This window comes from Streptosporangium sp. NPDC001559, from assembly GCF_042893955.1.
Lineage (GTDB): Bacteria > Actinomycetota > Actinomycetes > Streptosporangiales > Streptosporangiaceae > Streptosporangium.
On record NZ_JBIAVG010000015.1, the window covers coordinates 71,419 to 92,896 of the forward strand.

Genomic DNA, 21,478 nt, shown 5'->3' on the forward strand with positions numbered 1-21,478 from the left:
TGGCAGCGCGGCGACCTTGACGAGATGCCGACGGCTACAGTCCAGCCCGGCAAGATCTACTCGGATAGGGGAAAACGGTGGCGGCACTTCGGCGGTCGGCCGTACTCGCAGCGTCGTTATTGATGATCATCGGCATGGTGTCCGTGACCGGCGGCCCGGCGGCGGCGCAGTCACCTCCAACCGCCGCCCCCGACTGCGCCGAATCGGCGCCTCGGACCGACGCGGCGATCAAGATGTCCAGGGCGTGCGAGACAAGGGTCGAGGTGGAGAGCGAACGCACCCCGACCACCCAGGTCTTCGTCAACCCCGACGGCAGCAGCACCATCGAGCAGTACGCCCACCCCCGCCGGGTACGGCAGGCCGACGGCACCTGGACGAAGCCGGACCCCACCCTGGTGCCCGGAGCCGACGGCCTCCTGCGGCCCAAGGCCTCGACGGTCGACGTCCGCCTGTCGGGCGGCGGCACCGGCCCCCTCGTGCGGGCCGTACAGGGCAAGGCCGAACTGGCCCTCTCCTGGCCCTCCGGCCTGCCGCGGCCCACGGTGAGCGACGCCCGCGCGACCTACCCCGACGTGCTCGACGGCGTCGACCTCGTGGTGACCGCGCTCGACACCGGTTTCTCCTTCGTCCTGGTGGTCAAGACCCGCGAGGCCGCGAAGAACCCGGCCCTGCGGGAGATCACCCTGCCCACCGCCCTGACCGGCCTGAAGTGGGACGGGCCACGCGCCGTGGACAAGCAGGGCAGGACGGTGTTCGCCGCCGACGCCCCCGCGATGTGGGACTCCTCGGGAAAACGGCCCTCGACCACGGCCGCCCCGGCCGAGGACGCCAGGAGCGCGCCCGTCGAACTGGGCGTCGCGGCGGGCCGCGGGCTCACCCTCAAGCCTGACACCGCCCTGCTGACCGACCCCAGAACGACGTTCCCGCTGTTCATCGACCCCACGGTCGGTTACACGTACTGGACGATGATCAACGAGGCGGCCCAGAACCAGTCGTACTGGGACTACGACCGGCGCAACTGCTCCGGCGGCTGGGACACCGACTGCGCGAAGGTCGGCTACTACCCCAGCGGCAACGACGGCGCCGCCTACTCGCGCTACCGGTCGATGTTCCAGTTCTCCGCCGCCCCCTTCTCCGACAAGCAGATCCTCGCCGGCTCCAGGTTCACCATCGACCTGCTCAGCTCGACCTCCTGCTCCGACAGCACCACCTGGCTGCACACGGTCGGCACGACCCTGGGCCCGGGCACGACCTGGAACGCCGACGCCTGGAAGTGGAGCGGCACCGAGGTCTCCAGCGTCGCCAACAACAGCTGCCAGTACGCCAGGAAGTTCACCGAGTTCCCGCTGGACTCGTGGGAGGTGTCCGACCGGCAGTACGGCGGCTGGCTCACCCTCGGCCTGCGGGCCGACGACGAGGACAGCTCGTCGGGCTGGAAGAAGTTCGACGCCACCACCGCCAGGCTCATCGTCAACACCAACACCGTCCCCAGCCCGCCCGGCTCGCTGACCGTCGACGGCAAGGCGTGCGCCACCGGCGGCGAACGGCCGTACGTGAGCACGCTGACGCCGAGCTGGCGCGCCTACCTGGCCGACGGCGACGGCGAGGCGATGACCGCCTCCTTCTACTGGCAGGCCATCGACCCGGCCGGAGCGCAGCAGGGACCGTTGACGCAGTCCAGTGTGGGTTCCGGGACGACGGCCGTGGTCACCCCGACCTCCGGCATCGCCGACAACACCGCCTACCGCTTCTGGGTCAGGGCGTCCGACGCCAACGCCACCAGCGGCGACTCGGTCAAGTGCGAGTTCGTCACCGACACCGTCAGGCCGCAGACGGCGACCGTGACCTCCGACATCTACCCCGAGAGCGACAACGTCGCGGGCGGCGTCGGCCAGACCGGCAAGTTCACCTTCCAGAGCTCCCCCGACGTGGCCTCCTACAAGTGGGGCTTCTCCGACCCGCCCTCCACGGTCGCCATCCCCACCTCGGTCGGCGCCCCCGTGACCGTCGGCTGGACCCCCACCGAGGGCGGCGCCCACACCCTGTACGTGGTGGCGGTGGACCGCGCGGGCAACCAGTCGCCGCGTAGGACCCACTCCTTCGTCGTCGGCTCACCGGAGCCCGAACTGGCCCGGTGGCTGCTCGACGACGCCCCGGGATCGGCCACGGCCTTCGACGACACCGACAAGGGACGCGCCCTGACGATCAACGGCGGCGCCACCCTGGGCGAGCCCGGACGACTGGCGCCCGGCCCCGACGGCAGGTCGCGCAGCGCGCTGCGCGTCGACAGCGCCGACGACTACGCCAGCCGGGCCGACTTCCTCAACACCGCGACCAGCTTCACGGTCTCCGCCTGGGTCAAACTGGCGGGCAAGAGCGCCGACAGCACCGTGGTCTCGCAACGGGGCACCGGCAACCGCGCCTTCTTCCTCTCCTACCTCGCGGCCCAGGACCGGTGGGCGATGACCGTCCCGTCGCAGGACACCGCGGGGGCCACCGCGTCGTCCGCCCTGTCGACCACCGTGCCGAGGACCGGCGTCTGGACCCACCTCACCGGCGTGTACGACGCGGGGACCAGGTCCGTGCAGCTGTACGTCAACGGCACCCTGGAGGCCACCGTCGGCGACGTCACCGCCTGGGACGCCTCCGGCGCCTTCCAGGTCGGCGGCGGCTGGGGCGGCTCCCCCCTCGACGGCGCGGTCGCCGAGGTCAGGGCGTGGAACCGGGCCATCGCCAACACCGAGGCGGCGGCCATCGCCGACCCCACGCTGAACAGCAAGGTGGCCGAGTGGCACTTCGAGGAGGTCGGGCCGGGGCCGGCCCACGACTCCTCCGGCATGTTCCGCGACCTGACCTTCTACGGCGGCGTGCAGATCCCGCCCTCCGGCGCGGGGCACGGCGGCGCGACCGGTCTCCGTCTCGACGGCGTCGACGACTACGTGGCACCGGACGACCCGGTCGTCCTCACCGACCAGTCGTTCACCGTCTCCACCTGGGTACGGCCCTCGGACCTGACCCGCGCCCAGACGTTCGTCTCCGGCGGGTTCACCCTGTACTACGAGCCGGGCGGCGACGGTAAGTGGGTCTTCTCGATGCCCGCCTCGGCGACCGACACCGCCAACTCCACCTTCGCGATCACCTCCGTGGCCAACCCCACCGAGTACCACCACCTGGTCGGCATCTTCGACGCCCAGCAGCGTCACCTGCGGCTCTACGTCGACGGGGCGCTCAAGGTCACCGTGGGGATGCGCCCGCAGTGGCAGCCGTGGCGCTCCCAGCAGCCCCTGCTGATCGGCAAGGGCGCCTCGGGCGGCTTCGTCAAGGGCGACCTCGACGAGATCCAGATCTTCCAGGGCGTCGTCCCCGACGTCGCCGGTCCCACCGGGGTCGTGCGGGGCCTCGTCGACTTCAACGGCGACGGCAAGGCCGACTTCTGCCGCCGGGTCGGTACGGCGCCCAACGGCAAGGTGGCGTGCACGCTGTCCACCGGCAGCGGGTACGGCATCACCATCACCTCCGGCGTACTCGACTGGGGTCAGGACGCGGGCCGGGCCTGGGTGGACGTCAACGGCGACGGCAAGACGGACTTCTGCCGGCTGCGCGGTACCCAGAACCACATCGACGCCTACGCCAGCTGCACCCTCTCCACCGGCAGCGCCTTCGGCATGGAGGTCAACTCCCGCAACTTCGACCGGGGCTTCCCCGAGGACCGGGCCTGGGTCGACGCGACCGGCGACGGAAAGATCGACTACTGCCGCCGGGTCGGCGGTGTCCCCGAGTCGCGCCTGGCCTGCACGCCGTTCACGTCCGGCGGGTTCGGTGAGACCTTCATCTCCGACGTGCTCGACTGGGGCCAGACCACCGGCCGGGCCTGGGTCGACGTGAACTCCGACGGCAAGGCCGACTACTGCCGGATCCGCGGCACCCAGAACCACACCGACGGCTACCTCAGCTGCGCCCCCTCGACCGGCACCGGCTTCGGCAGGGACGTCAACTCCGGCAACACCGACTGGGGTTACACCGAGGACCGGTCCTGGACCGACGTCAACGGGGACGGCAACGCCGACTACTGCCGCAGTGTGGGCGCCACCTCCGCCCGGACCATCGCCTGCAACACCTCGACCGGCACCGGCTTCGGCCCGCTGTTCCTCTCGGGCGCGCTCGACTGGGGCCAGGCGACCGGCCGGGCCTGGGTGGACGCGACCGGCGACGGAAAGGCCGACTTCTGCCGGGTGCTCGGCACCCAGAACCACGTCGACACGCACGTCGGCTGCCTGACCTCGACCGGCACCGGCTTCGGCGCCGAAATCACCTCGGACACGATCGACCAGGGCTACCCGGAGGGACGCAACTGGTCCGACGCCAACGGCGACGGGAAGATCGACTACTGCCGCCGCACCGGCATCGCCACCGACCAGAAGGTCGGCTGCACGCTGGCGACCGGCACCGGCTTCGGCACCTCCTTCTACTCAGGAACCCTCGACTGGGGACTCGTGAACTGACCATGAGCACACGACCAACGACAAGACTCGGGACGGCCCTGTTCGCGCTGCTCGTCGCGGCCGCCGTACCGGGGGCCGCGCGGGCCGAGACCGGCCCGTCGGCCGGCTGCATCCCGTCGGGCACCGAGACCGCGATCAACGCCGCCCTGACGGGACCCGGCGCCCAGGCGGTGCTCTGCCAGGGCGCGGTGTTCACCCTGTCCGCGCCGGTCCGCTTCACCGCCCCCGACCAGGAACTGTTCACCGAGGGCCTGCCCGAGGGCACGACACGCGCCACCCTACGCCTCGCCTCCGCGACCGTCACCACCGCCGTCGACGGAGTCGGCCGGAGCCGGGTGGCCGTACGCAATGTCCAGATCGACGGCGACCGCCCCACCCTCGGGCAGAAGACCGGGTCAGCCCTGGTCCAGATGGGCGGCGCCGCCACCGGGCAGATCGTGGAGAACAGCGCCATCAGGAACCCGCGAAGCTGGTCGGCGCTGCACTACTACGAAGGCGCCGTCACCTCGGGGACGCCGCAGTGCCAGGGCGCCCGGATCACCGGCAACCGCGTCGGCCCCGCGGGCGTCGACCGGCCGAGCGGCCAGTGGGCCGACGGGATCTCGCTGGCCTGCGGCACCTCCGTCGTGAGCGGCAACACGGTCGTGGACGCCACCGACGGCGGCATCGTCGTCTTCGGCGCCCCCGGCTCGACCATCGAGAACAACACCGTGCGGGCCGAACACAGCGAACTGCTCGGCGGCATCAACCTGGTCGACATCGCCCCGGTCGACGGCGACTACACCGGCACGACGGTCCGCGGCAACGTGGTCGACGCCAAGAGCGCCTTCATCAAGGTCGGCATGGCCATGGGCTGGCAGGTGTGGACGTGCGGAACCGGCACCGTCCACGGCGCGACCGTGACCGGCAACACCCTGCGCGGCCTGCACATGGGGTACGGCTACGCGGTCAACGGCGTCCGCGACTGGACCGTCACCGGCAACGTGGACGAGTCCCGGCACGTCGGCGTCCCGACCACGGGCTGCGGCGGCACAGCGCTGTCGCGGCCGGGCGGCTACCAGGTGCAGGCGGCCTCGGCCTCGACCCTGCAGCCGGAGTTCGTCTCCGGGCAGGTCCACCACGTGCTGGACGTCACCGAGCCCGCGATCCTCAAGGTCGGCACCGCCCCCACGGCCTGTATCTGGTTCGAACCCGACGAGGCCCTGTTCCCCGGGGCGTCCCAGACCTCCTGCGACGGGCGTTTCAAACTGACCTACCGCCGGGACGGCGACCTGGTCCTCACCCAGGTGAACGTCACCGCCCCCCTGTGGTCCTCGGGTACGGCGGGCAGCCCCGGCGCGGTCGCGTTGATGCAGCAGGACGGCAACTTCGTCATCTACGACGCGGCCGGAGTCGCCCTGTGGTCGGCCAGGACCGGCGGCTCCCCCGGCGCCCGCCTGGCCGTACAGGACGACGGCAACGTCGTCGTCTACACCCCCGTCGGCACCCCTCTCTGGAACACCCGCACCGGAGGCCGGTAACCCTCGCGAGACGTCCTCCCGCCCGTATACGGGAGGACGTCTCGTCATGGTTCGCGGAATGATGTGGCGATGCGAGCACGGGTGAACTCCTTCCACTGGGTCGATCTCGAAGACGGGCGGCGCGTCGACCGGACCCACGCCTGCGAACTCCTGGAGATGTACGTCGGCCCGCAGGACGGGCCGGGTGACGAACAGTTCTCCCTCACGGTCTGCACGCCGTCCGCCCTCGCCGAACAGCTCCAGAGCCACCCCTACCTCATCGGCAGGCACTGGCTCCTCGTCGCCGAGCTTCATCCCGACCGGGTGACCGCGTGGCTCGCCGACCGCATCGCCGTGCTGGAGGCCCCGACCTGGAGCGAACTCGCCGCGAAGATCGGCCGCATCGGACACTGGGAGTTCGAGGACTACACCCACTAGACCTCTTATCTTCAAAAGGCGCGTAATCGCTCGCGTCTCACTCGTCTAATGTGTGATCACACTCGCACCGTCGGGCCCTGGGAATTCACTCCCGGGCCTTTTCTTGCCGTCCCCCGCAAGGAGTGCCGTGAGTCACCTGAACGACGGCCGTTCCCGAATCATGGAGTTCTGGCGGGCCTGTGAGCTGTTCAGCCCGCAGAGCATTCCGAAAGTCAACCCGCGGGACGAGCGTGAACCCGTGTTCCACATCAAGCCGGGTGAACCGCTCCCCTGGCATCCGGACCATCCTCTCCGGCGCAGACGTATCAAGCCCACGATGGCCTGGCGGCACATCCTCTACGGAGGCGTCTTCCCCCTTGACCGGATGCGCGTCCTGCTGGAGCACGTCTTCGGCACCGACTCGGAGAGCTTCGACGCCGCCCCGCGAGGCTCCAGCGCCCTGTTCGCCCTGATCCTCACCGAGGAGGGCAGGCCGTTGCTCGGCACCTGGGAGTTCTCCAGTGGAGCCTGGGCCGCGGGCCGTACGGTCCACCCCGGCCCGGACCAGGCCGACTGGCTGGAGGGGTTCGAGACCGCGTGCGGCTCCTTGGGTGTGGCGGTCGAGGACCTTGTCGCCGCCTTCGAACACGACGAGCGGGCCGCCGAACTCCGGGAGAAGGGCGCGTCCGTCGGACGCCCACTCGGATATGAGGACCTTGCCTCCCTGGTGAAACTGACCGCCGAGGATTTCGGAGTGGAGAGTGCCCTGCGCCCCGAGGGACTCGTCGTCAAATCCGTTCAGGTCTCGCGCAGGCGAGAGCATTCCTCGGACGAGGGGGCCGACTTCCTCAACAGCTTCATCGCCGACGACCTGAAACGGGTGGCCGCCGCCGTCCGGACCGGCGCGTACGGCTCCGCCCTGGACGCCTACCTCCAGTCCCGTGAACCGGAGCGCACCGACCTGCGGCAGAATCCGCACGTGGTCCTGGAGCACGTGGCCCCCGACCTCGTGCCCGCCGGCCGCTGGCCGCAGGGACCGGAAAAACCGCTCGCGCTCAGCCAGCAGTTCGCCGTCAACACGATCATGACCGAGCTGGCCCCGAAAGCCGGGCTGTTCGCGGTCAACGGCCCACCCGGCACCGGCAAGACCACGATGCTCAGAGACCTGATCGCCGCCAACGTGGTGGAGCGCGCGCTGCGACTGTCGAGGCTGGCGCACACCTCGTTGGCGTTCACCGGGGAGATGCGCTGGCAGACGGGTCACTACCGGCGGGTGGTGAGCCTGTGGCGGGAGGATCTCACCGGGTTCGAGATGGTGGTCACCTCGGCCAACAACGGGGCCGTGGAGAACGTCACGACCGAGATCCCCGCGCGAGGAGCGATCGACGCGCCGTGGCGGGAGGAGGTGACCTACTTCGACGACATCGCGAGCCGTGTCCTCGGCGAGCCCGCGTGGGGGCTGGTGGCCGCCAAGCTGGGCAGGAAGTCCAACCGTGTGGAGTTCGCCGGCAGGGCCTGGTACGGCACCGCCGACGAACCCGGCCTCCGCGCGGCCTTCGAGGCGTGGCAGACCAACAGCGGTTCCTCATGGTCCACCGCCGTCAGGTCCTTCAATCACGCCTACGAGAAGGTCCGCGAGCTCCAGCGAGAGCACTCCGTCACCCACGCCGCGCTACGCGACCTGTCGGATCTGCACCACGCGGTCGAAAACGCCACCCGCGACGTCTCCGCCGCCGAAGCCCACCTCGGTCGGCTTCGCGACGAACAGGACCGGCTGCGGCGGCAGGAGACCTCGGCCCGGCAGGACGTGGCCGAGTGGGAAGGGCGACGTCAGGAGCACCAGCGGTTCCAGCCGACGCTGGTCACCGCGATCTTCACCCTCGGAAAGGCCTCTCGCGAGTGGCTCGCGCAGGACCGGGACCTGGCCGGGCGGGTACAGGCCGCGCAACACGCGCTCGGCGACGTCTCCGCCCGCCTGACGGCTTCGAGGTTGCCCGTCATCGAGGCCACCTCCGATCTCGTCAACCGGAGAACGGCCCTGGACACGGCGAACTCCCGCCTCGCCAGGGCCCGGTCCCGGCTGGCCGAACAACAGGACGCGCTGGGTGCCTTCTTCCCCGGCGAGCAGTGGTGGGCCGACGCCGAACGGCGCGAACACCAGACCCTGTGGACCGACGCGGTGTGGAACGCCGCACGCAGTGAGCTGTTCGTCGAGGCGCTCCGCCTCCATCAGGCCTTCCTGCGCGCCGAGGCGTCCCGGATGCGCAAGAGCCTGCAGGCCGCCATGGACGTCCTGGGCGGTGAGACGCCCGCGGACGTTCCCGAAGAGGCCGTCCGGGCCGCCTGGCAGAGCCTGTTCTTCCTCGTCCCGGTGGTCTCGACCACGTTCGCCTCCTTCCACCGGGTGTTCTCCCACCTCACCCAGGAGGCGCTGGGCTGGCTCTTCATCGACGAAGCCGGGCAGGCCGCCCCGCAACTCGCCGCGGGGGCGATCTGGCGCTCGCGGCGTGTGGTCGCCGTGGGCGACCCTCTCCAGCTCGAACCCGTCGTGACGCTGCCGTTCTCCGCCCAGCGGGCGCTGAGCCGTACCTTCGGTGTGCGGGAGGAGAGATGGCTGCCCGGACGTACCTCGGTGCAGCAACTGGCCGACCACGTCAACGCCTACGGCACCTCCCTTCCCGGCGAGGACGCCCCCGTCTGGGTCGGCGCGCCGCTGCGGGTTCACCGCCGCTGCGACCAGCCCATGTTCGGCATCTCCAACGCCATCGCCTACGACGGACTCATGGTGTACGGCAAGCCGGAACAACCTCCGGTCTCCCTGCCGGACAGCATGTGGATCGACGTGACCGGCACCGCCTCCGACGGCCACTGGGTCCGTGAGGAGGGTGAGGTGCTGGAGCGGATCCTCCGCCGCCTGACGCGCGAGGGCATCTCTCCCGAGAGCGTCTTCGTGATCAGCCCCTTCCGTGACGTCGTGCGGGGGGTCAAGGGCGTGGTGCGTGCCTTCAAGGGCGTGGAGGCGGGCACGGTCCATACGGCGCAGGGCAGAGAGGCCGACGTGGTCGTCCTCGTCCTTGGCGGCGACCCGAGCAGCCCCGGCGCGAAGCGCTGGGCCGCCCAGCGCCCCAACCTGCTCAACGTCGCGGTCAGCCGCGCCAAGCGACGCCTGTATGTGATCGGGGACCATACGCAGTGGTCGAAACAGCGCCACTTCGACGTCCTGGCCCGCGATCTCCAGCGCGTCACGCTGCCGCCGCCCGCCGCCCCCGACCGGTAGACGGCGTTCCCGGGCCGTCGGGCGGACGGTCCGGGGCCTCCCACGCTTCCACCGGTCATCACCGTCGGCGATCCCGGCGGCTCTCTCCCGTGATCAGGTGCCGTGTCAGGACTTTCCGGCGAATATCCAACGGTTGCTCGCCAGGGAGTCGTTCGGCACGGGGAGCGGGCCCCGGCCGTAGTGGTAGGCGAAGTCGAAGGGGGTGCGGACCGTGGTCGCCCAGCCGAGTTCCTTCAGGTGGCCGACGGAGTCGGGGCGGGGCTCCCCGTCGAACAGGGCGAGGAGATCGACGCCGATCCGCTGTCTGGCCACGGTGTAGACGGGACTGGCCCGGACCTGCGGCGACTCCAACCCGAGCTTGACCTCACAGGCCAGGACGCTTCCCGGGGCGCTCAGCCGGTTCACGCTCTCGACGAGTCCCCGCTCGGCCCACGGCGGAAGATAGAGCAGCAGCCCCTCGGCCAGCCAGGCGGTCGGCACGGCCGGGTCGAACCCCGCCTCGGCCAGTGGCCGGACCCAGTCGTCCCGCAGGTCGGCCGCGATCACGCGGCGCGTGGCCTTCGGGGCGGCGGAGAGGCCGTCCAGCACCCGGTGCTTGAACGCCAGGACGCCGTCCCGGTCGATCTCGTGGACGACCAGGCCCGGCGGCCAGTCGAGCCGGAAGGCCCGCGTGTCGAGACCCGCCCCGAACAGGACGACCTGCCGCACGCCCGCGCGGGCCGTGTTGACGAGGAAGTCGTCGATGACCCGGGTGCGCAGGCCGAAGTAACGTCCCAGTCTGCCCCACAGGGGGTCGGCGTCCCCGTCGGGAACCTGCTCGGGGCGCACCGGCCAACCGGCCGAGACGGTGGCGGCCCGCACGAAGTGCTCGGCGTAGGGGTCGCCCGCCAGGGAGTCAGGCCGGTGGGTCTCGATCGCCCGCGCGGCGGCCACCATGAGGGCGGTCAGGCCGACCCCCTCCTCGACGCCGACGCCTACGGCCGAGGTCAGGCCTTCGTCCCGGGTGTACGGCATGCTCTCACCTCTTCCCCGGAAGGCGTCCACGGATGGTCGTGGGTGGCGAGGTAGGCGCCGTACAGAACGCGCATGAAGCGCAGGATGTCCACGTCCTGCAGGTGCAGGCCGGTGGTGCAGTCGGTCAGCACCGTGATGTGGAACCCCTTCTGGAAGGCGGTCCTGGCGGTGGAGTCGACGCAGACGTCGGCGTACAGCCCGGCGAGGACGAGCCGTTCTACCCCACGGCTGACGAGGTGCCGCTCGAACCCCTCGCTGAGGAAGGCGTCGAAGCACGCCCGCTTGGTGAAGACCCGCTCCCCCGGCTCCGGTGAGACCATACGGAACTCCGCACCCCACGAGCCCTCCAGGCATTTGGGCTGTTTGCCCAGCGCGCGGTCGCGGCGCCGCCAGCTGGGCCCCTGGTGCTCGACGTCACCGACGAAGCGGACGAAGACCACCTCGGTGCCGTGGGCCCGCGCCCGGCTGACGGCCAGCGCGGTGTTCGCCGCGACGACCTCCAGCCTGGTGGGGTCGCCCGGGTAACGGGCCAGCGCCCTGGGACCGGCGCAGAAGTCGTTCTGCAGGTCCACGACGACCAGGGCCGTGGCCGTCACGACTCCACCGGCGGGGCCTCGAACGTCTCCAGCAGCGCCTCGACCACGGCCGTCGTGGAGTGACGTCCGCCGAGGTCAGGGGTGCCGACGCCCTGTCGGGCGAGGGATTCGAGGCCGCGCTCGACCATCCGCACCGCTCCGGCGCAGCCCGCGTGCCGTTCGGCGATCGCCGCCGCGGCCCGTACGGTCGCCACCGGGTTGACCGTGTCCTTCCCGGCCAGGTCGTCGGCGGAGCCGTGCACGGTCTGGTACTCGACCAGCCCGGCCGCCTCGGGGTGCAGGTAGACGTTCTCCGTGCAGCGGTTCTCCTGGCGCTCCGAGCCGAAGCGGTCGAGCAGGACCACGTGCATGATGTCGGCCCACTCGTTGCCCGCGATGATCATCGTGCGGGGGCGTGGGCCGTACTCGATCAGGTTGCGGTTCACCGTGTCCGGCTGGAACAGGTCGATCTCGACGCCGTGCCGCGCGGCGCTCTCGGCCACCCACTCGTCGAGGGCGCCGTCGAGCAGGTGGAACTTGTAGGCCATGATGATCCGCTCGGCTCCGCCGTCCGGCCACTCCTGCCGCGCGCGCCGTACGGCGAAGGCGATGACCTGCTCGGTGATGTCCCGGCTGAACGCCATGGTGCGCACGAGGAAGCCGGGGGCGTGGGTGTTCTCCCCGGTGTAGAAGCCCTGGGCCTCGTCCCTGACCAGCAGCAACGACGTCTCCGGGGTGGTGATGGCGTCGACCTTGACCGCGCGCAGGCGCTGGCGGACGAGGTAGAGCGACTGGGCGTTGATCGCCGTACGGAAGACGGCCGGGACGCCGAGGGCGGCCCGCGTGCGGCAGAACTCCGCGTAGTGGTCGGCGTCCTGCCGCGTGAGTTCGCGGATCTGCTCGACCCCGGCGCCGGCCCTCAGCGACGAGTACGAGTGGTAGAGCCTTTCCGACCGGGTGAGGTCGATGCCGACGGAGTGCGTGTCGGCGATGCCGGTCAGCACCCGTTCGAAGACGGCCGCGAGTTCGGGGCCCGTCCCCTGGCCCACGGCGAGTCCGATGACTGGTTCCACCTGTTGCTCCTGGTGTCGACGAAGGCCGGACGTGGGGGTTCGGCTGGTCAGCCGACCAGGTGGTCACCTGGGATGTCGGTCTTCTCCGGGCTGTAGTAGTCCTTGATGCCGGTGGCCCAGACCGGGACGGGGATCTGGTCGGCGTCCGAGGGGCCGAAGGCGTCGAAGAGCGCGTGGATGTTCGTGGGCGCGAACCCGATGGCCGTCATGAGCGCCACGAAGTCGTCCCGCCCGATGAACCCGTCGCCGTCCGGGTCGCCCAGCCTGGCCAGCGCCTCGGCGAAGTCGCCGATGGCCTCGTCGAAGCGCTCCGGGGAGAGCACGCACGCGACGTACTCGTCGAAGCTGATGCGACCGTCGCGGTTGGCGTCCAGCTCGGCGGCCAGGGTCGTCCAGTAGCGCCGGAAGGCGGCCAGGACGGCGGCCTTGGCGACGTCGCCCGAGTCGGGGGAGGCCGCGATGACCCGGCTCGCCATGAGCTCGAAGTCACCGGCCTCCAGGTAGCCGGTGCCGTCGGCGTCGAGCAGGGTGAAGACGAGCCTCACCCGGTCAAGGGCCGCTTTCTGCATGCTCTGCCACCTTTCTTTCAGCGCCATTCGTGAAAAGGCCAAGCCGGAGGCCGGACCGCACGCGATTATGCCACACCGTGACCACGCGTTTACCATCCGACCGATAACCAAGAGGACCGAAGGAACAAATCCCCCAAATAGCGAATATCATGAACTACTATGCGGCTCCTCCTGCGCACCCCTCGGCCAATGGGCATCGTTCACCCAGCTCAGAGCCCTACCGGTAACGGCCGGTCGTTCAGCGACGAGAACACCGAGACCCTCTCCCGGAGGACCCCGTAAGCGCCTTAAAAAACCATCTTTTCCATGATTTATCAGGACTTGCTGCTGTGATTCAACGCTGAAATTTTTTCATGTTTCACAGAGGTTCGAGAGGCGGCGATGAAATCGTCGGCCGGACGGGGGCGCCGAAACCGTCGGTGGGGTGGTCTAGCGTGGGGGGAGCACGAAAAGGAGGCTCACGTGACAACCCTGCCCAATCGCCCGAACACCGCCCTGCTGGTGATCGATGTCCAGAACGGCGTGGTCGCGGACGCGCACAACCGTGACGGCGTCATCGCGAACATCAACGACCTGGTCGACAGGGCCCGCGCGCAGGACGTGCCCGTGGTCTGGGTGCAGCACTCCGACGAGCACCTCCAGCGTGACAGCGACGAGTGGCGGTACGTCCCCGAACTCACCCGTCGCGACGCCGAGCCCGTGGTCCACAAGAACTACGGCGACTCCTTCGAGGCCACCGACCTTGAGGAGCTCCTGGCCGAACACGGAGTCGGTCATCTCGTCGTCACCGGCGCGCAGACCGACGCGTGCATCCGCTCGACCATGCACGGCGCCTTCACCCGTGGCTACGACGTGACACTCGTCAGCGACGCGCACACGACGGACGACGCCGGAGAGGGCATGCCCTCCGCCGCGCAGGTCATCGCCCACACCAACCTCTACTGGCACTGGCAGAGCGCCCCCGGCCGCCACGCGTCGACCGTGGAGACCGCGAAGGTCACCTTCGACGCCACCTGACCTGCCCCCGGCTACCTGGGCCTGGCGGAGTGGAACGAGGGCCGCCCGAAGACCAGGGCATGAAGTGCTACTTTGTCCGCCATGTTCGACTGGCTCGGGGCGGCCCTGTTCATCGCCCTGCTGGTGGCGGCGATCGCCTGGCCCCTGCTGGCCGTGGTCGCCGCCGCGATGGTGGTCGGCCTGCGGGTGTCCGCCGTACGCCGCCGCCGAGCCGGGCAGCCCGCCGCCTGGCGGACGCCGGCGTGGTGGGGCCGAGCCTGCGTCGCGGCGTTCCTGCTGGCCGCGACCGGTGCGGGCGTCTTCGTCCAGGCGGACGAAAGCTTCGGCAAGCTCGACGCCGACGATCCGCCACGCTGTCCCGTCGGCGCGGACTGCGTGCCCTCGACCTTCGCCGAGATGGCCGCACACCAGAAAGCCGTGCAGGAGTACGCGCTGGCCGGCACGGTGATCACGACCGTGGCAGGGCTGGCGTGCCTGGGCATCTGCGTGACCCTGCTGCTCAGAAGGCGACGGCACCGCGCCTGACGGCGAACGTCCGCCGGGGCGCGCCGGAGAGGGCTGGAACCCATCGAACGCCTTCGCCGTCAAGACCGCGAGCGGGTAGGCCCTACCCGTCCCGTACTCGCGCGACTCCGGCCAGCATCCAGACCCGATCACCCTGCTGCTCGAGCGGGATCTCAGCCTCCGGCCGCCAGTACGACGCCGGGACCAGCCCGGGCGCGACGAGTGCCAAGCCGCTGAACAGCTCTTCGATGCGTCGGCGGGGGCGGATCTCGACGGTCAGTCCGGCCGACCGGTACAGCCGCTGGATCTCCATCACTCCGTCGGCCCGGCTGGTGGTGTCGGTGGCGTGCGAGATCACCAGGTGGCTTCCCGGCGTCATGACCTCGCGGAAGGCCGCCACGATCGGTTCGGGCGAGGTGAGGAAATGCAGCACCGACGACATCAGTACGGCGACCGGCCGACTCCAGTCGATCAACAACCGGGTCCGGGGGTCGTCGATGACCGTCCATGGCCGACGGATGTCCGCCTGGATCATCGCCGTGCGCTCACCGTCATCCAGCACCGTACGGCCACGCTCGAACACGGCCGGGTCGTTGTCGACGTACACCACCCGCGCCTGCGGTCGCCTCTCGCGAGCCACCTGGTGAACGTTGGGGTGGGTGGGCAGCCCCGTGCCCAGGTCGACGAACTGGTCGATCCCGGCCTCACCGGCCAGGTAGCCAACCGCGCGCGCCAAGAACTCGCGGTTGGCGCGCGCGACCGGCTTGAGATCAGGCGCACGGCGCAGCAGGTCGTCGGCGGCTTCGTGATCGACCGCGTCGGTGCCCTCGCTGTCCAGGTAGGCGTTGTACAGCCGTGCCACGGTCGGTCCGTCAGCTGTTGTGTCCCGCCTGCGGGAGTCAGGCGGCCCGGGATGCCCCGGTAAGTCCTCACCGTCCACACACCAACCTCACCCCGTGTCCCCAACCGGCCACAACTAGCGTCACAACCACATTTGCCGCCCCTCTCAACAAGCCGAAGCGTCGAGAAGGGCCTTGATGTCGGTTTCCCGGTAGCGGCGTTGGCGACTGGGGGTCCTGACCGAGGGGATCTTCCCGGTCAGCGCCCAGCGGTTGACGGTCTTCGGGTCCACGCCGAAGATCCTGGCGACCTCGCCGGGGGTGAGAAGTCGTTCGGTGGTGTCCGGCCCGGTGGAGAAGGTGCCGTCGGGGGCTACGGCCTTGAGCGGAGACATGGGAACTCTCTTTCAGTAGCGGAGGGTGTGCAGGATCTGGTCGTGCCGGGCCAACGCCCTGGCCAGCCGGTGCAAGGTCGTACGGCCGAGCACGTCCCGGGCTCCGGCTCCGCGCTGGTCGAGGCGCAGGGGTTCGTAGCGGACGGCCCACCAGCGGGGCAGCCCGGGCAGGTCGTGCTGTTCGTACCGCCAGGCGGGGTGGGTGCTGATGAGCAGGTCGATCAGGCGTCGCTCGTCGTCGGTCATGGTCGTCCTGGTTCGGAGGGCGGACAGGGAACACACGTCGTTCAGGCCGGGAGGTCCTTCGTCCGGGCCTCACCCAGCCGGGTCTCCTGGTCATTCGAACCGTGCGGTGGTCCTTGGGCAGACGAGGGAAAGCCCTGGTGAAGACGGGGAGGGAGCGGGTGCCCGGCCCCGAGCCGGGGAGCACTTGGCCGGGCACCCTGGAGGAGGACCGGCCTTCCGCAGGGAAAGCCGGTGCGCCAGACGGCTCCCTCTTCCCCAACACGCTCAGAGCGTGCATGGGAGCCGTCTCGCGGAGGTGTGCGGCCCAGGTCCCTCCTACCTGAGCCGCACGCTTAGGAGGTACGGCGAGCAGCGGGTGGGATGACGTTCCACCGCCCGCCGTACCGGCTTCAGGAGCGCAGGAGTCTGCGCAACGCCGTAGCCTGACCCGGCTGAGCGGCCTGACCAGGGCATACGGCCTGAACAACCCGGGAGACCCGGGCCATCTGCCTGGCCCGAACGGTCTGCAGAGCGCGGGCGACGGCGACGGCCTTGATGCTGGGCGGCACCACTGGGGACACCTGAGCGGCCAACTTGCGGTCCAACTCCTCGGCCGACCCGGCCCGCACCAACAACACGTCGCCGGGGTACGGCTTGCCGGACAGGGCGTTCCGGTAGGCGCTCCACAACCCGGACCGCGAGCTGTGGAAAACCAACCAACCGGGGTGCGCCGCCTGCACGGAGTTACAGGTTCGATCTGAAAATTCAGTAACTTGACGCGGAGCCCAGGCCGACAGCATCATGCCGCCCTCCCACCCGGCGAACGCCGATCCCCAGCGGACACCGTTCCTTCACTCGGTGAACGCCGTGCCCCGGCGGACACCATTGCCTCACCTGACGAAGGCCGTCCCCTGGCAGATACCGTCTCTCCGCCCGGCGAGCCCCGCTCCCCACCGACCACCTCGTTCCGCGTCCCAGAGGGCGGACGGCCGACCCCGCCCCTCCTACGCCGAACCGGCGCCGGAGAAGCCTTCGGCGTGGGAACCGCGAGCCGCATCGCCTTGATCATCTCGGCCTCCCGCATCCGCTCCTCCAACCCCTCGGAGGTGGGGTCCTCGACGATCACCGGCCGGGGACCGTCCCAGGAGGCCACCGCGTAGAAGGCGCGTCGTCCCAGGCTGTAGAGCACCGTCCAGTCCACCCAGGCCTGGTCGATCCGCTCGGCCTCCGCCCGCGCCGGACCGTCCCACACCCGCCGATACACCGGCGCGTACGGCAGGCCGTCACGGTGCCGTCCGGTCACGAGGTGACCTCCTCGACCAGAGCGACGCGGGCCTTCTCCTCCTGCTCGGCGATGACGGCCTGGACCTCGTCGAAGGTGTCGGCGTCCACCGCCGACTGCGCCCCGGCCCGTACGGCGGCGCGGGGAAAGAGGTGGTTGCGGAAGGCCCAGAACCGGCCCGCGTCACTGACGATCAACCGCCAGCCCGGGATCACCGGGCGGCTGGGGATGTGCTGCATGATCTGGACCTCCGTGATCCGATCAGAGGCATGTCTGGCCAGGGTGCTCGCCAGACGGGCCTGCCCTGCGGGACAAGGAACAGCCGAAACCCGAACCGGCCGACAGGCCGTACGAGCATGGGGAACGCGACATCGGTCTCCGCGCCGGTACGGCCCGCCGCTCGCGGGCCGTACACCGAAGTGGCCGGGCTGACGCAGCCTTGCCCAGGAGATCCCAGACCGGGGAGCACCGGGAACGGGGCGCCGGGTTCGCCGAGGCAGCGGCGTCCGAACAGGCCGTGCCCGCACAACGGGCGCAGACTCTGGAACCCGCTCCGGAGAGACGGCCGCCTCGTCCACGAACTCCGGCGTCTCGTCGGCACCATCCGGTACGGCGTTCGCAGCCGGGACCATCGCGGGCGCCTCCGGCTCAGGGTCAGGATCGGGCCGACGCTGGGCGGGCACCAGCGGAATCACCTCGGCGGGCGCGACCTCCACCGGAGGCCGAGGTGCCGGGAGGAGCTGCGGACCGTACTCGCGACGGGCCTGGAGACGGGCGTTCATCAACACCCCGGACGGCTGCACGTAGTCGTGTTCGTCCTGGTGTGAACACCCGTGGGCGTACGGGGAGTGGCCGCAACGAGCGCACCCCATGGGCAGGGGGACAGTGTCGGCGAAGCAGCCGCAGTTGCTTCGGGGTGGTCGGGTTCGATCGAGAGCTGACGTGCTGGGGTTGGTCACGGGTCGGGGACCCTCCTGGTCAAGGCCCCGTCCGGACGTGACGAGCACCGGGCGGGTCGGTCTTTGCGCGCCTGCGTCGATAAGGTCGCCGCTGGTCGCACGGGGTTTCGGACGGCCCCATGGTGTTTCAGTCAACCCCCGGGAAGTGACACATCCTGTGTCACCTTGATCATCTTCAGGCCACGCCCACCCATTCGGCGAAACCGATCAAGCTCTCATTGCTCATCCGGTACAGGCGAAGCAGGGTCTCAACGTCTTCCTGGACCCATTGATGCTCGCGTGTGTGCTGAGGCGCGAGACGCCGGGCCATCCTCAGCGACTCGAAAGACGCCTCTTTGTGACCGGCCCACAACTGCGCACGGGCCAGTTCTACGTAGTAGCCGCTTCGGCGTTCGGCGGGAATCTCAGGTGGAGGTGCCCAGGTGTCGCCGATCTCAAGAGCGGATCGCAGGTAGCGATCTCCGAGACTGACGGCGACGGAGACTTCGTGGATACGGACCGAGCTTGGGCCGAAGGCCGTGCCGTAGTAGATCCCCTCAGGAATGAGATCGCCGAAGTGCCTGGCCTCGGCCAGATGCTCCATCGCGCTTTCAGGGTTTCGAGCGCGGGCCGCGACAACGGCTGCACGCATATGAAGAGACCCCAGAACTCCCAGCCGCTGACGCTGTTGTGTCGCCGGAAGACGATCGATCTCTGATTCAATGGCACGCAATCCGGCGCTGTACGCCTGGGCGGCGAAGAAGATCTCCGTCCGCACGTAGGCCGTTGACGCCACAAGCAGCGGATCGTCAGCGATACCGGAAGCGCTTCGCATCAGCTCGATCAGACGCGCCGACAAATCGTGATAGCCGTATTTGTACGCTATCGCGTCAGCGGACCGATAGGTGGCGACAAGCAATGCGGCGATGCCGGAACGCGCCGGATCGACTGCTGTGTGAAGTCCGCGGATAAGTTCTGAGACCAGGTCGGGAAGCGTTGCGGACAGGCGGACATACTGCGAGTTCAGACGACGCTGGACCGCTTCGCTCACGGCTGCCTGTAGCTGGTGGGCAGGGCGTACCTGGCCGTCTTCCGGAAGGTCGTAGGAGGCTATGACCGTGCGCAGGAGTGGGATGGCGTCATGAACACGCCCGTCGAAACGTGTGGTGTTGCCGAGCAAGCGTGAGGGTTCGACCCCCAGGGCCGCCGCTATGGATTCCAGTACACCGTCGCTGGGGTCGCGAACGCCTTGCTCAAGTTTACGGATCATGCTCAGAGAGACATTGGACGCGTGCGCAAGGTCGGCCTGGGTCATACGTCGCGCACCGCGAATCGCGGCTATACGTTTCCCCAAACCGTCACCAGGCGTTGCGGGGGACATTTCAGCTCCATTCGGAACTTCCATGGAGAAGAGAAGGCAGTTCCAGAATGTTATCGATTCGCCAATCAACCGACTCCAGAATGGTCGAATCATTTCCCCACAGGTGCCCCCATGGGCCTCGCCTGATCAGGCACGTCCGCAAACCCGCCGCCCTGGCCGGAACGATGTCGTTGGCCGGATGGTCCCCCACGTAAACCGTCTCCTCCGGTGCCGCCCGCCCCAGCTCGACGACACGTCGGAAGAACTCCGGGTCCGGCTTCGCCACCCCCCACTCCTCCGAGACGGCGATCTCATCGGCGGGCAGGCCAAGGCCACGCACGAGATCCCCGGCCCTGGCCGTCTGGTTACCGGCCACACACACCCGCACCCCTGCCTCCCGCAACGCCCGAAACCCCGGCCGCACATCGGGATACAGATCGCTCTCGTCAAGGAACTCCCCGCGTCCGGCCTCCTCCCGGGCCCGCCGCTCGGCATACAGATCCACCCCGGGACGCAACAGCCGGATCGCCTCCGCGTTGTCCAGCCCCATCGCCGTCACCGCACCGACCAGAGCCGACAGAGTGTGCCGGGAAACCCCCAGCCAATCAGCCCAGGACGCCCAATAACGATCATCCCGAACAAGCGTCTCACCGATGTCGAACACCACAACCCTGATCACACCTGGCAGGGTAAGCCACCCCTCCAAGAACGGCCCGGAAGGCGTCGAACCCCTCCTGCCCTGACCTTCACCCCTGCCCAATGGCGATCGTTCATCGGCTACGTGAACACCGGCGCTTTCGACGCCTGATCCCCTCACCCTCCCCGCGAGGCCCTGGCACCGTACGGCGCCAGGGCCTTGTCCATGTCAGGGGGGTTGCTCGCACCGGAGGAATCGGAAACCCTGGCTGACGGACGAGGGGCGCGTGCCCCACCCACGCCACCGGTGGGCCGCCTCTGAAGCGTTGAAAGTGGATGAGTCCGTGCTGTGGCCCGATGCGATACGTAACACGGTCAAAACCGGCCCGGACCGCGAGGTCCTGTCTGTCTACCCCTACCGATCCGCCTGCCCCAAAAGCGTGTGGCGTTCCCTGATCACCAACGCCACCTCAACCATCATCCTGGCCGGATACACCAACTACTTCCTCTGGCTGGAACACCCCAACTTCGCCAAAGTCCTCAAACGTAAGGCCGAACAGGGCTGCCGCGTCCGCTTCCTCATCGGCGACCCCGACAGCGACGTCACCCGCCGCCGCGAACAGGCCGAAGCCGTACCGCTGACCGTCTCCACCCGCATCCGCATCACCCTGGCCGAACTCGACCCCCTCAAGAACCTCTCCGGCATCGAGGCCCGCTTCGGCGACGAACACATCGCCCTGTCGGTCTTCCAGTTCGACGACGAGATGCTCGTCACCCCGCACCTGGCCAACCTCGTCGGCCACGACTCCCCGATGCTGCACCTCAAACGCCACCAGGACGACGGCCTCTACGACCGCTTCGCCTACCACGTCAACGAACTGTGGCAACACGGCCGCGACATCTGGACCAACGAACCCGCCGCCCCCTGAACCCAGCAGGAGAGCCGCACGATGGCCCTACATTCGCGCTACCGGGACCTTGCCACGCAAATCCGGACACGGATCGAAGCAGGTGAGTGGGAACCCGGGGCCAGGCTGCCGCGCCTGGATGACTTCGCCGCGCAGTACGGCGCCAACCGCGACACCATCGGCCGGGCCATCGGCGTCCTGGAATCCGAGGGGTATGTCTGGGCGGTCCAGGGGCGAGGGATCATCGTCCGGCACGGCATGATGCGGTTGCGCAGGCCACGCGGCAACCTTGTCAAACGCAACGTCGCCACCGACGGCCCCGGCTACTCCTTCCCCTCAGCATCCGGGCAGGAGGTCTGGAAACACCACGTCCCTCCCACGGTGTCCGCCGAGCCCCTGACCGATCCGCGTATCGCCAAACTGCTCGGTGTCCCGCCCGGCACGACGG

Annotated in this window: 19 protein-coding genes and 1 pseudogene; 8 read left to right on the plus strand and 12 right to left on the minus strand. The window is 69.4% G+C overall.

The annotated features are described in order from the left end of the window. Positions 1-134 precede the first annotated feature (134 nt). From ACFYY8_RS29815 to ACFYY8_RS29830, 4 genes are all read left to right on the plus strand, one after another. Positions 135-4,502 (plus strand): LamG-like jellyroll fold domain-containing protein, encoded by a 4,368-nt coding sequence (locus ACFYY8_RS29815; protein ID WP_390046587.1) that lies wholly within the window; start codon positions 135-137, stop codon positions 4,500-4,502. A 2-nt stretch (positions 4,503-4,504) separates the two neighbouring features. Continuing rightward, the gene (locus ACFYY8_RS29820) at positions 4,505-6,022 is read left to right on the plus strand and encodes a hypothetical protein (protein ID WP_390046589.1); all 1,518 of its coding nucleotides are present in this window, start codon (positions 4,505-4,507) and stop codon (positions 6,020-6,022) included. Between the two features lie 69 nt (positions 6,023-6,091). Continuing rightward, entirely contained in the window at positions 6,092-6,439 is a 348-nt protein-coding gene (locus ACFYY8_RS29825) for an Imm8 family immunity protein (protein ID WP_390046591.1), read from the plus strand. Between the two features lie 127 nt (positions 6,440-6,566). Then, complete coding sequence (locus ACFYY8_RS29830) at positions 6,567-9,695, plus strand: DEAD/DEAH box helicase (protein ID WP_390046593.1); 3,129 nt, start codon at positions 6,567-6,569, stop codon at positions 9,693-9,695. A gap of 105 nt (positions 9,696-9,800) precedes the next feature. Here ACFYY8_RS29830 and ACFYY8_RS29835 read toward each other — a convergent pair whose 3' ends face one another. The 4 genes from ACFYY8_RS29835 to ACFYY8_RS29850 are packed head-to-tail and all read right to left on the minus strand — an operon-like array spanning position 9,801 to position 12,926. Continuing rightward, positions 9,801-10,709, minus strand: a complete 909-nt coding sequence (locus ACFYY8_RS29835; protein WP_390046595.1) for a class I SAM-dependent methyltransferase — start codon at positions 10,707-10,709, stop codon at positions 9,801-9,803. Beyond that, entirely contained in the window at positions 10,682-11,305 is a 624-nt protein-coding gene (locus ACFYY8_RS29840) for a cysteine hydrolase family protein (RefSeq protein ID WP_390046597.1), read from the minus strand. Before ACFYY8_RS29840 ends, ACFYY8_RS29835 begins: the two co-directional genes overlap by 28 nt. Beyond that, positions 11,302-12,357, minus strand: coding sequence for an isocitrate/isopropylmalate family dehydrogenase (locus ACFYY8_RS29845; protein ID WP_352015952.1), 1,056 nt, complete (start codon positions 12,355-12,357; stop codon positions 11,302-11,304). Before ACFYY8_RS29845 ends, ACFYY8_RS29840 begins: the two co-directional genes overlap by 4 nt. Positions 12,358-12,404: 47 nt before the next feature. Further along, complete coding sequence (locus ACFYY8_RS29850) at positions 12,405-12,926, minus strand: EF-hand domain-containing protein (RefSeq protein WP_390046599.1); 522 nt, start codon at positions 12,924-12,926, stop codon at positions 12,405-12,407. A gap of 462 nt (positions 12,927-13,388) precedes the next feature. Between ACFYY8_RS29850 and ACFYY8_RS29855 the strand changes: the two genes are divergently transcribed. Both ACFYY8_RS29855 and ACFYY8_RS29860 read left to right on the plus strand, forming a co-directional pair. Beyond that, complete coding sequence (locus ACFYY8_RS29855; RefSeq protein ID WP_390046601.1) at positions 13,389-13,943, plus strand: cysteine hydrolase family protein; 555 nt, start codon at positions 13,389-13,391, stop codon at positions 13,941-13,943. Between the two features lie 81 nt (positions 13,944-14,024). After that, positions 14,025-14,468, plus strand: a complete 444-nt coding sequence (locus tag ACFYY8_RS29860; RefSeq protein WP_390046603.1) for a hypothetical protein — start codon at positions 14,025-14,027, stop codon at positions 14,466-14,468. 82 nt (positions 14,469-14,550) lie between these two features. On the opposite strand, the gene ACFYY8_RS29865 is transcribed toward ACFYY8_RS29860, so the two are convergent. From ACFYY8_RS29865 to ACFYY8_RS29900, 8 genes are all read right to left on the minus strand, one after another. After that, entirely contained in the window at positions 14,551-15,387 is an 837-nt protein-coding gene (locus tag ACFYY8_RS29865; RefSeq protein ID WP_390046605.1) for an SAM-dependent methyltransferase, read from the minus strand. A gap of 66 nt (positions 15,388-15,453) precedes the next feature. Then, complete coding sequence (locus ACFYY8_RS29870) at positions 15,454-15,681, minus strand: BldC family transcriptional regulator (RefSeq protein ID WP_352015947.1); 228 nt, start codon at positions 15,679-15,681, stop codon at positions 15,454-15,456. Positions 15,682-15,693: 12 nt separating this feature from the next. After that, a complete protein-coding gene (locus tag ACFYY8_RS29875) occupies positions 15,694-15,927 on the minus strand; it encodes a hypothetical protein (RefSeq protein ID WP_390046607.1) in 234 nt (77 codons plus the stop codon). Positions 15,928-16,316: 389 nt separating this feature from the next. Continuing rightward, positions 16,317-16,622: a hypothetical protein gene (locus tag ACFYY8_RS29880; RefSeq protein WP_390046609.1), complete on the minus strand. Its 306-nt coding sequence runs from the start codon at positions 16,620-16,622 to the stop codon at positions 16,317-16,319. 83 nt (positions 16,623-16,705) lie between these two features. After that, entirely contained in the window at positions 16,706-17,209 is a 504-nt protein-coding gene (locus ACFYY8_RS29885) for a hypothetical protein (RefSeq protein ID WP_390046611.1), read from the minus strand. Further along, complete coding sequence (locus ACFYY8_RS29890; RefSeq protein ID WP_390046613.1) at positions 17,206-17,427, minus strand: hypothetical protein; 222 nt, start codon at positions 17,425-17,427, stop codon at positions 17,206-17,208. The genes ACFYY8_RS29885 and ACFYY8_RS29890 overlap by 4 nt, the downstream gene beginning before the upstream one ends. Before the next feature lie 895 nt (positions 17,428-18,322). Next, the gene (locus ACFYY8_RS29895; RefSeq protein WP_390046616.1) at positions 18,323-19,600 is read right to left on the minus strand and encodes a helix-turn-helix domain-containing protein; all 1,278 of its coding nucleotides are present in this window, start codon (positions 19,598-19,600) and stop codon (positions 18,323-18,325) included. Continuing rightward, positions 19,509-20,165: an HAD family hydrolase gene (locus tag ACFYY8_RS29900; protein ID WP_390046619.1), complete on the minus strand. Its 657-nt coding sequence runs from the start codon at positions 20,163-20,165 to the stop codon at positions 19,509-19,511. The genes ACFYY8_RS29895 and ACFYY8_RS29900 overlap by 92 nt, the downstream gene beginning before the upstream one ends. Before the next feature lie 397 nt (positions 20,166-20,562). Here ACFYY8_RS29900 and ACFYY8_RS29905 point away from each other — a divergent pair, with 397 nt between their 5' ends. Together ACFYY8_RS29905 and ACFYY8_RS29910 are read left to right on the plus strand one after the other, a co-directional pair. Beyond that, positions 20,563-21,051, plus strand: coding sequence for a DUF5919 domain-containing protein (locus ACFYY8_RS29905; protein ID WP_390046621.1), 489 nt, complete (start codon positions 20,563-20,565; stop codon positions 21,049-21,051). Between the two features lie 21 nt (positions 21,052-21,072). Continuing rightward, positions 21,073-21,219: pseudogene (locus ACFYY8_RS29910) on the plus strand (GntR family transcriptional regulator); the annotation flags it as partial. Between the last annotated feature and the right edge of the window lie 259 nt (positions 21,220-21,478).